The organism is Methylobacterium jeotgali, from assembly GCF_022179345.1.
Taxonomy (GTDB): domain Bacteria; phylum Pseudomonadota; class Alphaproteobacteria; order Rhizobiales; family Beijerinckiaceae; genus Methylobacterium; species Methylobacterium jeotgali.
Genome location: NZ_BPQR01000001.1, coordinates 100283 through 113517, shown reverse-complemented (window position 1 = coordinate 113517; position 13235 = coordinate 100283). Strand labels below are relative to the sequence as shown.

Genomic DNA, 13235 nt, shown 5'->3' with positions numbered 1-13235 from the left:
TCCTCAGGCCGCGCCGCGGGAGGCGGCGACGAGCGTCAGCAGCCGCAGCGCCGCCTCGCTCGCCGGCCGGTCGGTGCGATGGATCGTCAGCGTCCAGCCGCGGGCGCGGGCGATCTCCGCGAGGCCCTCCCGGTGGATCGCGATGCGGCGGCGATAGGCCGTGCCCCAGCCCCCAGCGTCCCCGATGGGCAGCTCGTGGCCGCTCTCGGGGTCGTGGAGCACCGCCTGGCCGGCGAAGGGGAAGCTTTCCTCGATGGGGTCGACGATCTGTACGAGATGCCCCCGAGAGCCCCGCCCGGCGATGTCGGCGACGGCCGCCCCGACGCGATCGAGCGGTGTGAGGAAGTCGCTCATCAGCACCGCCTCGTCGAAGCGGCCGGGACTGGCCCGCGGCGGCAGGTCCTCGGTGAGGCCCGCCTCGTCGGCCACGAGGGCGCGGGCGAGGCCCTCTACGATCCGCCGTGAGGCGGTCGCCCGCGTCAGCCCGAGGAGGCCGACCCGCTCGCCGCCCTCGACCAGGGTGTCGGCCAGCGCGAGCCCGAGCACCAGCGCCCGGTCGACCTTGGCGGCCAGCGCGAGGTCCGAGGCGAAGCCCATCGAGGCGGAGCGGTCGATCCAGATCCAGACGTTGTGGGCGGCCTCCCACTCACGCTCGCGCACGTAGAGCCGGTCGTCGCGAGCGGAGCGGCGCCAGTCGATGCGGGCGGCGGCCTCTCCCGTCACGAAGGGCCGGAACTGCCAGAAGCTCTCGCCGGGACCCGCCCGGCGGCGGCCGTGGAGGCCGTGGGCGAGGCTCGTGGAGACGCGCCGCGCCTCCAGCACCAGCCGCGGCATCCGCTCGGCGAGCGACAGCGCCCCCTCGGTCTGGCCGCGGCCGGGCCTGCGCTCGGTCTCGCCGAGAAGGCGGGTGGCGACCATCCGCTAGAGCTTGCCCGCCAGTGTCGCGATGAGTCCCGGCACGGTCTCGCCGTCGGCGCGGGCTCCGAAGGTGAGCGCCATGCGGTGCTTGAGCACGGGCTCGGCGAGCGCCTTCACGTCGGCGACCGAGGGCGCGACGCGGCCCTCGATCAGGGCGCGGGCGCGCACGGCCAGCGTCAGCGCCTGGCTGGCGCGGGGGCCGGGGCCCCATTGCAGCTTGTCGCGGATCGCGGCGTCCCCGCCCTCGGGCCGGGCCGAGCGCACGAGGTCAAGGATCGCCTCGACCACGCTCTCGCCGACCGGCAGGCGCCGCACGAGGCGCTGGGCGGCGAGCAACTCGTCCGTGGTCATCACCGGCTTGGCGCGGCTCTCCTCGGCGCCTGTCGTCTCGATGAGGATGCGCCGCTCCGCGTCCCGGTCCGGGTAGCCGACGTCGATCTCGAGGAGGAAGCGGTCGAGCTGCGCCTCGGGCAGCGGGTAGGTGCCCTCCTGCTCGATCGGGTTCTGGGTGGCGAGCACGTGGAAGGGGCGCGGCAGGTCGTGGCGCTCGCCGGCCACCGAGACGAAGTGCTCCTGCATGGCCTGGAGCAGCGCCGACTGGGTGCGCGGGCTCGCCCGGTTGATCTCGTCGGCCATCAGGAGCTGGCTGAACACGGGTCCGCGCACGAAGCGGAAGGAGCGCCGCCGGTCGGCATCCTCGTCGAGGATCTCAGTGCCAAGGATGTCTGAGGGCATCAGGTCCGGCGTGAACTGGACGCGCCTCGCATCGAGCCCGAGCACGGTGCCGAGCGTCTCCACGAGCTTCGTCTTGGCCAGGCCCGGAAGCCCGACGAGGAGCCCGTGGCCGCCGGCCAGGATCGTGACGAGCGCCAGGTCGACGACGTTCTCCTGCCCGAAGATCACACCGTGGATCGCCTCGCGGGCGCGACTGACGGAGCCGAGGCTGGCCTCGGCCGCCGCGACGATGCCCTCGTCGAGGCTGGTGGCGGGTTGCGCGCCCTGCGTCATGGAAGCCTGTTCTGTATGCGACCGCCACCGGCGGTCCGGACAAGGCGGGGAGTGGACGCCGTTTTCCGCGACCATGCAAGGTCGGCGTCGCCGCACGCCGCCGAGGCGCCTCGATGGAACGTCGTTCCCCGCCCCGTTCGCCGCGGACCGTTGATCGGCGCGGGCGCCGCTTCTATGCCGAAGGCCATGACCCGCGAGACCGCAGACGCCGAAGGCCCAGCCACCCTGCCCGAGGGCTTCGTGCCCGGCGGCGCCAGCGGCTTCTTGGACCTCGTCGGCCCGGTCTACGTGCGGCAGGCGGACGGCGCCTTCGGCTTCCATGCGGAAGAGAAGCACGCGAACCTGATCGGCGTCGTCCATGGCGGCATGCTGATGAGCCTCGCGGACCGGGCGCTCGGCGTCGCGGCGATGCGGGCGGCGGACGGGGCCAACTGCGTGACGATCGAGCTCGGGATGCAGTTCGTCGGCGCCGGCCAGATCGGCACCTGGATCGAGGCGCGGCCCTTCGTCGTGCGGCGCACCGGCTCCCTCGTGTTCCTGCGCGGCGAGGTCGTCTCCGGCGGCGACGTGCTGGCCTCCGCCTCCGGCGTCTGGAAGATCCTGCGCCGCCGGCCGAGCGAGCCGGTTCCCGGCGCCGCGGCCGACCCTAGCTGAGACCGCATGGCCGACGAATCCGACCGACCGCCGACCGACGATCCCGCCCTGAGCCGGCTGAGCGCGGCCCTCGCCGGGCTGCCGAAGAACCGCCTGCCGCCGGTCGAGCGCTGGAACCCGGACTCCTGCGGCAGCATCGACATCCGTATCGGGGCGGACGGCACCTGGCATCACAACGGCACCCCGATCCGCCGGGAGAAGCTCGTCAGGCTGTTCTCGACCATTCTGCGGCGGGAGCCCGATGGCAGCACCGTCCTCGTCACGCCTGCGGAGAAGCTGACGATCGCCGTCGACGACGCGGCCTTCGCCGCCGTCGAGATGGCGGTGGAGGGCGAGGCCGAGGCCCGAAGCATCGCCTTCCGCACCAACGTGGACGACCTCGTCCGCGTCGACTCCGAGCATCCGCTGCGCTTCGAGGATGGCGACGACGGGTTCCGCCCCTACGTCCATGTCCGCCGGGATCTCTGGGCGCGGCTGACGCGACCTCTGGCCTACGCTCTGGCCGAGCTGGCCGAGGAGCGCGCCGTCGAGGACGGCACCGTCCTCGGGATCGCGGCCGGCGGCGATTTCCACGTCATCGGTCCCGCGCCCCACGAATGACCGCCGCCGAGGAGATCCTTGAAGAGTCTGCCGGCGACCTCGCCGAGGCGCTCGATCCGCTTGGCGTCTTCCTGGCGCGGGCAGGACGCTGCCTATCGGCGCTCGCCCCCGCGCCCGGCGCTCCGCTGGCCAATCCGCAGGGCGACCACAGCCTCGACCCGAACCCCGACGCGGTGAGGCCCGCCCTGCCCTACCGGAGCGCCGCTGTGCTGGTGCCGGTGATCGCCCGCGAGCGCGGTCTGCACATCGTCCTGACTCAGCGCGCGGCGCATTTGCGCGACCATTCCGGGCAGGTCGCGTTCCCCGGCGGCAAGATCGAGCCCGGCGATCCCGACCCCGCCGCGGCCGCGCTCCGGGAGGCGGGGGAGGAGATCGGCCTGAGCCCTGATGCGGTGCGGGTGCTCGGCTATCTCGACCCCTATCTCTCGGCCACCGGCTTCCTCGTCGTGCCCGTCGTCGCCCTCGTCGCCGAAGGCACGCGCTTCGTGCCCGACCCAGCCGAGGTCGCCGAGGTGTTCGAGGTGCCGCTGGATTTCCTCCTCGACGCCTCCCGCTACGGACTGAACAGCAGGCTCTGGCAGGGACGGACGCGCTACTACTATGCCCTGCCCTTCGAGGGCCGGGTGATCTGGGGCGTCACGGCCGGCATCCTCAACAACCTCCGGGAGCGCCTCGCCGCCGCGCGCTGACGCTCGATCGGACGCCGACCCCGCTCGTTTAAGTCGAGAATCCGACAATTGGACGGGTCTCGCAGGCCGCTTGTTAAGGCACTCTCGGCAAGCTGGGGGCACGCCGGCCGCCGGCCGAGGTCTCGACCGAATGTTCGCTCTCCACGAGTCTGAGGATGTCTACAAGGCGCTGGTCGCAGACCTCGCCTACGCCGCCGTTCCGACTGCCGTCATGGGCGCGACGATCGTCGTCGTCGGGTCCTTCGCCTGGAGCGAGACACGCGATCCGGCCGTCTTCGCGGCGACCCTCCTGGGATGCTTCGCCTCCCTCGCCAAGCTGGTGCTGACCATCCTCCAGGGACGTCGCAACCAGGCCGGCGTGCTCGGTCTCGCGGAAACCCGCTGGATCGAGCTGGCACATGCGGTCATCACGGCGTTCGTCGCGCTCTCGGTCGGGAGCCTCGGATCGCTGCTGTTCCAGCAGAGCAACCTGCCGCTTCAGATGCTGGGGACGGGACTGATCTTCGGCTACTGCGCCGGCGTCGTCGCCCGCGTCTCGATCCGTCCGCGCATCGCCGCCATGGCGATCCTGATCGCGGTGCTGCCGGGGATCGTCTCCGCGGCACTGTTCGGCGACCCCGCGCACGGGATCGTCGCGGGCGTCTTCCTCACCTTCCTCCTCGGCGGCATGGAGAGCGTCGCCCACATCTACCGGAACGCCAGCCGGCGGATCACCATGCAGCTTCAGATGGCGGCGCTTGCCCGACGCGACCCCCTGACGGATCTCGCCAACCGGCTCGGGCTTCGCGAGCGCTTCGACGCCCTGGCCCGTCCCGCCGGCCGGCTCGTCGCGATCCACGCTTTCGATCTCGACGGCTTCAAGGGGGTGAACGACCGGCACGGCCACGCGGCCGGCGACGCGCTGCTGCGCGCCATCGCGGTCCGGGCCCGGTCGCTGAGCCGCGGCGACGACATCGTGGCCCGGATCGGCGGGGACGAGTTCGTGTTCGTCCAGACCGGCCTCACTCATGCCCGGGAGGCAGGCGGACTGGCCCGCCGGCTTCACGCCGTGCTGACCGAGCCGTGCCGGATCGGCGGCACCGAGCATCGGATCGGGGTCAGCCTCGGCTACGAGGTCGCCCCGGCGGAAGCCGCGGATCTCGACACGCTGTCGGGGCTGGCCGATCACGCCTCCTACGTGGCGAAGCGCCGGGGCGGCGGCATCGTCGAGGCCGGTGCCGACCGGGGCGGACACGAGAAGCTCGCCGGACTGCGCCTCCTGGCCTCCTGATCCGCCGCCGGTCCGGGCCGGCGCGAAGCCCGGCCGATGCGACACCCCGCCTGGCCGAAGGCGCCCCGCGCCGCTTCGGTGATGGGGCGGGGTGCCCTATCATACCGCGCGAGGATGCGAGCACGGCGCCGCCGCGCCGTCATCCCGGAGCCGGTCCCTTCATGTTGCGCCGCGTGTTCGAGGAAGTCGGTCTCTTCCTCATCCCGTTCGTCCTGTTCTTCCTCTATCTCCTCCTCGTCGGCCGGAACCCCCTGCACCGCACCCACTGGGACGCGCAGATTTTCCGGCTGGTGATGGCCGGGCTCGGCATCGTCATCGCGTCCCTGGTGCTCAGCGGCCTGCTCGGCGAGCGGCACGGCGAGGGTTACGTGCCCGCGCATATGGAGAACGGTCGCCTGGTGCCGGGCCGGTTCCAATGAGCGGGGCGATCCTCGATCGGGACGGCCCTGCCCGGCTGCTCCGGCGGCCGGGACTGGCGCGCATCCTCGACGCCCTGCGCGAGCCCGGCGAGGAGACGCGGATCGTCGGCGGCGCCGTGCGCGACGCGCTCCTCGGCCGCGCCGTCGCCGACATGGACCTCGCCACGACGCTGACGCCCGACCGGGTTGTGCGGGCGGCAGAGGCCGCCGGCCTGCGGGCCGTGCCGACCGGCATCGCCCACGGCACCGTGACCCTGCTGGCCGGGGACGAGACCGCCGAGGTGACGACGCTGCGCGAGGATATCGAGACCGACGGGCGGCACGCGATCGTCCGCTTCGGGCGCGATTTCAAGCTCGACGCCGAGCGCCGCGACTTTACCATCAACGCCCTTTCGCTCGGGCTCGACGGCACCCTGCACGACCCGGCCGGCGGCCGTGCCGATCTCGCCGCGGCGCGGGTGCGATTCATCGGCGATCCCGACACGCGCATCCGCGAGGATGCCCTGCGGGTGCTGCGCTTCTTTCGTTTCCATGCCCGCTTCGGCGGCGAGGCACCCGATCCCGAAGGGCTCGCGGCCTGTATCCGCGCGCGGGACGGCCTCGCCCGCCTGTCGCGGGAGCGGATCAGGGCCGAGCTTCTGAAGCTCCTCGCGGCGCCGGGGGCGCTCGCGGCGGTCCGCGTGATGAGCGAGGCAGGCCTTCTGCAACGCCTCGTCGGCGGCATCGGCGATCAGGGCCGCCTCGGCCGGGCCATCGCCGCCGGCCTGCCCGAGGTGTCGCGTCTCGCCGCCCTCTGCGTCTGGAACGGCGACGACGCGGAGCGGCTCGGCGAGTCCCTGCGGCTGTCCCGCGCCGAGCAGCGCGTCCTTCTGAGTTATGCAGACGCCCTTGCTTCCCTGCACGGGCGTGACCGCATCGACGGACCGGATGTCCGGGCGCTCCTCGCCATGCATGGCGAGGCCGCCGTGGCGACCCTGGCGGTGCTCGAAGGCGAGCCGCGCCCGCGCGTGAGCGACGGGGCGCGCGGGATGTTGGCGCAGGCGAGTGCGGCCGACAGCCCGCGCTTTCCCCTCGCCGGGGCGGATCTCGTGGCCGGCGGCGTGCCGCCGGGCCCGGCCGTGGGGCGGGGGCTCGCCGCCGCCAGGGCGCTGTGGCTCGACCTCGGATGTCCAGAGGACCTGTCGGCGCGGCAAACGCTCCTGAGCAAGGCCTTCGAGGCGGCCAAGGCTTGAGCTCGGGATCGCGTCCCGCCGCACCCGGCGCCGCAGAAAAAAGAGAAAGCCGCGCGCCCCTCGCGAGGGGCCGCGGCTTCGATGCCGTGCGGAATGCCCGGCCGGTCAGAGACCCAGCGCGATCTTCGATTCCTGAAGCTGCACGATCTGCCCGTTGAGGGCCTCGCGGACCTTCGGATCCTCGCTGGCGTCGCGCTGAAGCTCGACCGCCTCAATGTCGCGGTTGATCGTCTCGGGCGTGACTTCCTCGACCGGGGCGGCCCGCTCGGCGATGACGGTGACGCCGGTCGGGCCGATATCGGCGAAGCCGCCCTGCACGAAGATGCGCTTGCCGGCGTTCTGGCGCTCGGTGACGACGATGACGCCGACCTTCAGGGAGGTCAGCACCGGGGCGTGGCCCGGCAGCACCGTCATCTCGCCCTCGGTGCCGGGGATCTGCACGGCCTCGACCTGGCCGGAATAGAGCACCCGCTCGGGGCCGACGAAATCGAACTGGAAGGTGGCCATCGGATCGGGGTCCCGGTGTCTCGTCGTTCGCGTGGGGTCGCGCGCCTTGTGGGGCGCGCGGGTCCGTCTGTCAGGACCGGCGGCGGTCGGCGAGGAAGCCGAGCCCGAAGCCGATCAGCGCGCCGACCGCCGCGAAGGCGCCGACATGCTGCCACTGGCCCTGGGTCATCTCGCCGCCGCGGGCTCCGGCCGGCCGGTCCCCCTGCACCTCGATGCTGAGGGGACCGAGCTTGATCTCGGCCGCCTCAGGCCGGGTCAGGTAGCCGACGAGGCCGCCGGCCAGGAGGCCGACGACCAGCAGGATGACCTTGCCGTTCATGCTCGAAGGCTCAGGCCGCCTTCAGCTTCTTGGCCTTCTCCTGGGCCTCCTCGATGGAGCCGACCATGTAGAAGGCGGCCTCCGGGAGATCGTCGTACTTGCCCTCGACGAGACCCTTGAAGCCCTTGATGGTGTCCTCGAGCGCCACGAGCTTGCCCGGCGAGCCGGTGAAGACCTCGGCCACGTGGAAGGGCTGCGAGAGGAAGCGCTCGACCTTGCGGGCGCGGGCCACCGTCAGCTTGTCCTCCTCGGAGAGCTCGTCCATGCCCAGGATCGCGATGATGTCCTGAAGCGCCTTGTAGCGCTGCAGGGTCTGCTGGACGCGGCGGGCGACGTCGTAGTGCTCCTCGCCGAGGATGGCCGGCGACAGCATGCGCGAGGTGGAGTCGAGCGGGTCCACCGCCGGGTAGATGCCCTTCTCGGCGATCGAGCGCGAGAGCACGGTCGTGGCGTCGAGGTGGGCGAAGGAGGTGGCGGGCGCCGGGTCGGTCAGATCGTCGGCCGGCACGTAGATGGCCTGCACCGAGGTGATCGAGCCCTTGTTGGTGGTGGTGATGCGCTCCTGGAGGGCGCCCATGTCGGTGGCGAGCGTCGGCTGGTAGCCCACCGCCGAGGGGATGCGGCCGAGAAGCGCCGACACCTCGGAGCCCGCCTGCGTGAAGCGGAAGATGTTGTCGACGAAGAAGAGCACGTCCTGGCCCTCGTCGCGGAACTGCTCGGCGATGGTGAGGCCGGTGAGCGCCACGCGGGAGCGGGCGCCGGGGGACTCGTTCATCTGGCCGTAGACCAGCGCGCACTTGGAGCCCTCGGCCGAGCCGCCGTTCTCCTTGGGGTTCTTGTTGACGTTGGACTCGATCATCTCGTGGTAGAGATCGTTGCCCTCGCGGGTGCGCTCGCCGACGCCGGCGAACACCGAGTAGCCCGAGTGGGCCTTCGCGATGTTGTTGATCAGCTCCATGATGAGCACGGTCTTGCCGACGCCCGCGCCGCCGAACAGGCCGATCTTGCCGCCCTTGGCGTAGGGGGCGAGCAGGTCGACGACCTTAATGCCGGTGACGAGGATCTGCGCCTCGGTGGACTGCTCGTCGTAGCTCGGCGCCGGCTGGTGGATGGCGCGGAAGGTGGTGGTCTCGATCGGGCCGGCCTCGTCGATCGGCTCGCCGATGACGTTCATGATGCGGCCCAGCGTGTTGTGGCCGACCGGAACCTTGATCGGCTCGCCGGTGTCGTGGACCTCCTGGCCGCGCACGAGACCCTCGGAGGTGTCCATGGCGACGCAGCGCACGGTGTTCTCGCCGAGCTGCTGGGCGACCTCGAGGACGAGGCGGTTGCCCTGGTTCTTGGTCTCCAGCGCGTTGAGGATCTCCGGCAGGTGGCCGTCGAACTGCACGTCGACCACGGGGCCGATGACCTGGGTGATGCGGCCGACGAGGTTGGTGCCGGCGGGGGCAGCGGTGTTCGCCATGATGTGCGTTTCCTTCGCGATGCGGTCGGTGTCGCCAGAGAGCCTCAGAGGGCCTCGGCGCCGGAGATGATCTCGATGAGTTCCTTGGTGATCATGGCCTGACGCGTGCGGTTGTAGATCAGCGTCTGCTTCTTGATCATCTCGCCCGCGTTGCGCGTGGCGGAATCCATGGCGCTCATGCGGGCGCCCTGCTCGGAGGCGGCGTTCTCGAGGAGCGCCTTGTAGACCTGCACCGTGAGGTTCTTCGGCAGCAGCGTCTCGAGGATGACCTCCTCGCTCGGCTCGAACTCCAGGGCGGCGTTGCCCGCGGCGGCGGGCGCCTCGCCAGCCTCGGGAAGCTCGGCCGGGATCAGGCGCTGGGCGGTCGGGATCTGCGAGATCACTGACTTGAACTGCGCGTAGAACAGCGTCGCCACGTCGAACTCGCCGTCCTGGAAGCGGGCGAGGATCTTGTTGGCGATCTCGGCGGCGAACTCGTAGTCGACCGGCTTGTTGCCGCGGATGTCCATCGTCTCGACGATCTGCTCGCGGAACTGGCGACGCAGCACGTCCTGACCCTTCTTGCCCACGGTGAAGATCTTCACCGTCTTGCCCTCGGCCATCAGCCGCTGGGCGTGGTCGCGGGCGAGGCGCGCGATCGAGGAGTTGAAGGCCCCGGCGAGGCCGCGGTCGCCAGTGCAGACGACGAGCAGGTGCACCTTGTCCGATCCGGTACCCGAGAGCAGCCTCGGGGTGCCTGCGCCGCCGACGAGGTTGCCGGCGAGGTTGGCGAGCACGCTCGCCATCTTCTCGGCGTAGGGACGGCCGCTCTCCGCGGCGATCTGCGCGCGCCGGAGCTTGGCGGCGGCGACCATCTGCATGGCCTTGGTGATCTTCTGCGTCGCCTTCACCGAGGTGATGCGGTTGCGCAGATCCTTCAAACTCGGCATCGGCCGTCTTCCACCTGTCTCGCCGCGTCGCGTCCGTCGCCGCCCGCTCGGATGCGGGCGGCGTGCTCGTCAGGCCGGGTTCAGTTGACCGACCGGGCGGTCTCCTCGACCGCGGCCTTCAGCTTGCCGGCGTTCTCGTCGGAGAGGTCCTTCGAGTCGCGGATCGCGGCGAGCAGGTCGGCGTGCTTGGTGCGCAGGAGCGAGAGCAGCGAGTCCTCGAAGGCGCGCACCTTGTTGAGGGGCAGCTTGTCGAGGTAGCCGTTCACGCCCGCGTAGATCACCGCGACTTGCTCTTCCATCTTCAGCGGCGAGAACTGAGGCTGCTTGAGGAGCTCCGTGAGGCGCGAGCCGCGGTTCAGGAGCTGCTGCGTCGAGGCGTCGAGATCCGAGCCGAACTGCGCGAAGGCGGCCATCTCGCGGTACTGCGCGAGCTCGCCCTTGATCTTGCCAGCGACCTTCTTCATCGCCTTGGTCTGGGCGGCCGAGCCCACCCGCGACACCGAGAGGCCGACGTTCACCGCCGGGCGGATGCCCTGGTAGAACAGGTCGGTCTCGAGGAAGATCTGGCCGTCGGTGATCGAGATCACGTTGGTCGGGATGTAGGCCGAGACGTCGTTGGCCTGGGTCTCGATGACCGGCAGCGCGGTCAGCGAGCCGGCGCCGGCGGCGTCGCCCATCTTGGCGGCGCGCTCGAGCAGGCGGCTGTGGAGGTAGAACACGTCGCCGGGATACGCCTCGCGGCCCGGCGGGCGGCGCAGCAGCAGCGACATCTGGCGGTAGGCGACGGCCTGCTTGGAGAGGTCGTCATAGACGATCACGGCGTGCATGCCGTTGTCGCGGAAGTACTCGCCCATGGCGCAGCCGGCGAAGGGGGCGATGAACTGCATCGGCGCCGCGTCGGAGGCGGTGGCGGCGATGACGATCGAGTACTCGAGCGCGCCCTGGTCCTCCAGGACCTTCACGAACTGCGCGACGGTGGAGCGCTTCTGGCCGATGGCGACGTAGACGCAGTAGAGCTTCGTCTTCTCGTCGGTGCCCTCGTGGCCGGGCTTCTGGTTGAGGATGGTGTCGAGCGCGATGGCGGTCTTGCCGGTCTGGCGGTCGCCGATGATCAGCTCGCGCTGGCCGCGGCCGACGGGGATCAGCGCGTCGATCGCCTTGAGACCGGTGGCCATCGGCTCGTGCACGGACTTCCTCGGGATGATGCCCGGTGCCTTCACGTCGACGCGGCGGCGCTCGGTCGACTGGATCGGGCCCTTGCCGTCGATCGGGTTGCCGAGGCCGTCGACCACGCGGCCGAGCAGGCCCTTGCCGACCGGCACGTCCACGATGGCGCCGGTGCGCTTGACGGTCTGGCCTTCCTTGATCTCGCGGTCGGAGCCGAAGATCACGATGCCGACGTTGTCCTGCTCGAGGTTGAGGGCCATGCCGCGCACGCCCGACTCGAACTCGACCATCTCGCCGGCCTGGACGTTGTCGAGGCCGTAGGCGCGGGCGATGCCGTCGCCGACGGAGAGGACCTGTCCGACCTCGGTGACCTCGGCCTCCTCGCCGAAGTTCTTGATCTGCTCCTTCAGGATCGCGGAGATCTCGGCGGCGCGGATGTCCATCGTCGTGCCTCTGTCCTTAAACGTGTGCGATGTGCGTGCGAATGCGGCGTGCGGAGGGCGCTAGCGGGCCTCGCGCATCGCCAGGCGGATGCCGTTGAGCTTGGTGCGGAGCGAGGCGTCGACCATGCGCGAGCCCATGCGCACGACGAGGCCGCCGATGAGGCTCGGGTCCACGTGCAGGTCGATGGCAACGTCCGCCTTGGCCACGTCCTGGAGCGACGCCTTGATCTCTTCGAGCACCGCGTCCGAGGGCTTCTCGGCGACGCGGACCTCGGCGCGCACGATGCCCTTCGAGGCCTCGACGCGGCTGCGGAAGGCGCGGATCATGTCGGGAAGGGCGAAGAGGCGCCGGTTGGCGGCGACCAGCCGGATGAAGTTCGCGGCCAGGCCCTGGATGCCGGCCTTGTCGAGCACGGCGCCGACGGCGGCGGCCTGCTGCTCGCCGGTGAAGACGGGGCTGCGCACGAGGCGGCCGAGATCGGCGCTCTCCTTGAGGAGCGCGTCGAAGCGCTCCAGATTGTCCGAGACGGCGTCGAGCTGGCGCTCGTCGCGGGCCAACTCGAAGAGGGCGGATGCGTAGCGGCCGGCGACGCCTGACACCAGGGAGCCCGACTCGGAACCGTTCTGCGCCACCCGCCGCTCTCTCTTGTCCTTGCCTTCGGGCTGCGCCGTTTCGCATCCATACGATGCCAGGCGTCGGCGCCCTCGGGAATTGGAATGGTGCCGGCGCGCATGAGCGGGTCGTGGAGCCCCCTCCGCCGGCGCGGCGACCGCCTAGCATGGCCGCTGGGGGACCGCAAGGACGGGCTCTCGCTCGCGTGATCCTTAGTCCCGTCCCCGCTGCGCCGGCTGGTCTCAGCAGGCGAGCCGGTCGCAGCGGCGGGTCGCGGCGATCATGCCGGCGAGCGCCTTGACGCCGGGATGCCCGAGGATGCCGCCGTTGCCGAGCACGTAGGAGGGCGTTGCGTAGAGGCCGAGATCGGCCGCCATGCGCATGTGGCTCTTGAGGGCCTCGCGGACCTCGTCGCTATCGGCGATCGTCTCGATCTCTGAGGCGGAAGCGCCGAGCCGCCCGGCCGCGGCGAGCGCCGCCGGTCCGTCGATCCGCCCGGGGCGCCCGAGCAGGTCGCCGTAGAGGCTCCAGGCCGCCGCCGAGCCGAGCTTGCGCTGCACGGCGAGCGCCACCTTCGCGGCCTGGGCGGACTGGGCCGAGAGGATCGGGTTCTGCACGAGGCCGATGCGCAGGCTCGGGTCGGCGCCCGCCAGCGCGATCACGTCGGCCGCCGCCTTGCGGCAGTAGGGGCAGTTGAAGTCGAAGAACTCGTAGAGCGTCGCCGTCGAATCGCGGGGGCCGACATAGGTGACGCCGCGCAGGCCCGCAATCTCGCCGGTGATCTCGCCGGGCAGCGTGGTGTTGGCGACGGCGTGGCCGTCGTCGCCGGTGACGGCGAAGCGCTGGCCGTAGCTCTGCGCCGCCGCCCGGCCGCTGCCGAGGGCGGCCATGCCGAGAGCGGCGGCGAGAAGGGTCCGGCGGTCGGGGTTCATGATGCTTCCGGGCTTGCGAGCGGGTGGCGCTCCTTAGCGCCTTTCGCCCCTGCGCGCAGTCCGGTTATGC

At 71.3% G+C, this 13235-nt stretch carries 15 protein-coding genes; 6 read left to right on the top strand and 9 right to left on the bottom strand.

Annotated features, from left to right (window positions below; genetic code table 11):
• Positions 1–3 precede the first annotated feature (3 nt).
• Both MFF04_RS00540 and MFF04_RS00535 read right to left on the bottom strand, forming a co-directional pair.
• On the bottom strand, positions 4–918 hold the full coding sequence (locus MFF04_RS00540; protein WP_238273535.1) for a DUF58 domain-containing protein: 915 nt from the start codon (positions 916–918) through the stop codon (positions 4–6).
• 3 nt (positions 919–921) lie between these two features.
• The gene (locus MFF04_RS00535; RefSeq protein WP_238273534.1) at positions 922–1926 is read right to left on the bottom strand and encodes an AAA family ATPase; all 1005 of its coding nucleotides are present in this window, start codon (positions 1924–1926) and stop codon (positions 922–924) included.
• Positions 1927–2112: 186 nt separating this feature from the next.
• Here MFF04_RS00535 and MFF04_RS00530 point away from each other — a divergent pair, with 186 nt between their 5' ends.
• From MFF04_RS00530 to MFF04_RS00505, 6 genes are all read left to right on the top strand, one after another.
• A complete protein-coding gene (locus MFF04_RS00530; protein WP_238273533.1) occupies positions 2113–2580 on the top strand; it encodes a PaaI family thioesterase in 468 nt (155 codons plus the stop codon).
• 6 nt (positions 2581–2586) lie between these two features.
• Entirely contained in the window at positions 2587–3180 is a 594-nt protein-coding gene (locus tag MFF04_RS00525; protein WP_238273532.1) for a DUF1285 domain-containing protein, read from the top strand.
• The gene (locus MFF04_RS00520) at positions 3177–3869 is read left to right on the top strand and encodes a CoA pyrophosphatase (protein ID WP_238273531.1); all 693 of its coding nucleotides are present in this window, start codon (positions 3177–3179) and stop codon (positions 3867–3869) included. The genes MFF04_RS00525 and MFF04_RS00520 overlap by 4 nt, the downstream gene beginning before the upstream one ends.
• A 130-nt stretch (positions 3870–3999) precedes the next feature.
• Positions 4000–5139 (top strand): GGDEF domain-containing protein, encoded by a 1140-nt coding sequence (locus MFF04_RS00515; protein WP_238273530.1) that lies wholly within the window; start codon positions 4000–4002, stop codon positions 5137–5139.
• Positions 5140–5300: 161 nt separating this feature from the next.
• Complete coding sequence (locus MFF04_RS00510) at positions 5301–5558, top strand: DUF6111 family protein (protein ID WP_238273529.1); 258 nt, start codon at positions 5301–5303, stop codon at positions 5556–5558.
• Positions 5555–6790 (top strand): CCA tRNA nucleotidyltransferase, encoded by a 1236-nt coding sequence (locus MFF04_RS00505; protein WP_238273528.1) that lies wholly within the window; start codon positions 5555–5557, stop codon positions 6788–6790. The genes MFF04_RS00510 and MFF04_RS00505 overlap by 4 nt, the downstream gene beginning before the upstream one ends.
• 105 nt (positions 6791–6895) lie before the next feature.
• Here MFF04_RS00505 and MFF04_RS00500 read toward each other — a convergent pair whose 3' ends face one another.
• The 7 genes from MFF04_RS00500 to MFF04_RS00470 form a co-directional block, all read right to left on the bottom strand.
• Positions 6896–7297, bottom strand: a complete 402-nt coding sequence (locus MFF04_RS00500; protein ID WP_238273527.1) for a F0F1 ATP synthase subunit epsilon — start codon at positions 7295–7297, stop codon at positions 6896–6898.
• Positions 7298–7367: 70 nt separating this feature from the next.
• Positions 7368–7616, bottom strand: a complete 249-nt coding sequence (locus tag MFF04_RS00495; RefSeq protein ID WP_238273526.1) for a hypothetical protein — start codon at positions 7614–7616, stop codon at positions 7368–7370.
• 10 nt (positions 7617–7626) lie between these two features.
• Complete coding sequence (gene atpD, locus MFF04_RS00490; protein WP_238273525.1) at positions 7627–9081, bottom strand: F0F1 ATP synthase subunit beta; 1455 nt, start codon at positions 9079–9081, stop codon at positions 7627–7629.
• Between the two features lie 44 nt (positions 9082–9125).
• Positions 9126–10010, bottom strand: coding sequence for a F0F1 ATP synthase subunit gamma (locus MFF04_RS00485; RefSeq protein ID WP_238273524.1), 885 nt, complete (start codon positions 10008–10010; stop codon positions 9126–9128).
• Positions 10011–10090: 80 nt separating this feature from the next.
• The gene (atpA, locus tag MFF04_RS00480; RefSeq protein ID WP_238273523.1) at positions 10091–11620 is read right to left on the bottom strand and encodes a F0F1 ATP synthase subunit alpha; all 1530 of its coding nucleotides are present in this window, start codon (positions 11618–11620) and stop codon (positions 10091–10093) included.
• Between the two features lie 60 nt (positions 11621–11680).
• Positions 11681–12253 carry a F0F1 ATP synthase subunit delta gene (locus tag MFF04_RS00475; protein ID WP_238273522.1) on the bottom strand — a complete coding sequence of 191 codons (573 nt, stop codon included), beginning with the start codon at positions 12251–12253 and terminating at the stop codon, positions 11681–11683.
• 222 nt (positions 12254–12475) lie between these two features.
• Positions 12476–13165 carry a DsbA family protein gene (locus MFF04_RS00470; protein WP_238273521.1) on the bottom strand — a complete coding sequence of 230 codons (690 nt, stop codon included), beginning with the start codon at positions 13163–13165 and terminating at the stop codon, positions 12476–12478.
• Between the last annotated feature and the right edge of the window lie 70 nt (positions 13166–13235).

Excerpts from the sequence above, each read along its gene's own strand:
- MFF04_RS00540 (WP_238273535.1), bottom strand. The coding sequence starts at position 918 with ATGGTCGCCACCCGCCTTCTCGGCGAGACCGAGCGCAGGCCCGGCCGC.
- MFF04_RS00535 (WP_238273534.1), bottom strand. The coding sequence starts at position 1,926 with ATGACGCAGGGCGCGCAACCCGCCACCAGCCTCGACGAGGGCATCGTC.
- MFF04_RS00530 (WP_238273533.1), top strand. The coding sequence starts at position 2,113 with ATGACCCGCGAGACCGCAGACGCCGAAGGCCCAGCCACCCTGCCCGAG.
- MFF04_RS00525 (WP_238273532.1), top strand. The coding sequence starts at position 2,587 with ATGGCCGACGAATCCGACCGACCGCCGACCGACGATCCCGCCCTGAGC.
- MFF04_RS00520 (WP_238273531.1), top strand. The coding sequence starts at position 3,177 with ATGACCGCCGCCGAGGAGATCCTTGAAGAGTCTGCCGGCGACCTCGCC.
- MFF04_RS00515 (WP_238273530.1), top strand. The coding sequence starts at position 4,000 with ATGTTCGCTCTCCACGAGTCTGAGGATGTCTACAAGGCGCTGGTCGCA.
- MFF04_RS00510 (WP_238273529.1), top strand. The coding sequence starts at position 5,301 with ATGTTGCGCCGCGTGTTCGAGGAAGTCGGTCTCTTCCTCATCCCGTTC.
- MFF04_RS00505 (WP_238273528.1), top strand. The coding sequence starts at position 5,555 with ATGAGCGGGGCGATCCTCGATCGGGACGGCCCTGCCCGGCTGCTCCGG.
- MFF04_RS00500 (WP_238273527.1), bottom strand. The coding sequence starts at position 7,297 with ATGGCCACCTTCCAGTTCGATTTCGTCGGCCCCGAGCGGGTGCTCTAT.
- MFF04_RS00495 (WP_238273526.1), bottom strand. The coding sequence starts at position 7,616 with ATGAACGGCAAGGTCATCCTGCTGGTCGTCGGCCTCCTGGCCGGCGGC.
- atpD (WP_238273525.1), bottom strand. The coding sequence starts at position 9,081 with ATGGCGAACACCGCTGCCCCCGCCGGCACCAACCTCGTCGGCCGCATC.
- MFF04_RS00485 (WP_238273524.1), bottom strand. The coding sequence starts at position 10,010 with ATGCCGAGTTTGAAGGATCTGCGCAACCGCATCACCTCGGTGAAGGCG.
- atpA (WP_238273523.1), bottom strand. The coding sequence starts at position 11,620 with ATGGACATCCGCGCCGCCGAGATCTCCGCGATCCTGAAGGAGCAGATC.
- MFF04_RS00470 (WP_238273521.1), bottom strand. The coding sequence starts at position 13,165 with ATGAACCCCGACCGCCGGACCCTTCTCGCCGCCGCTCTCGGCATGGCC.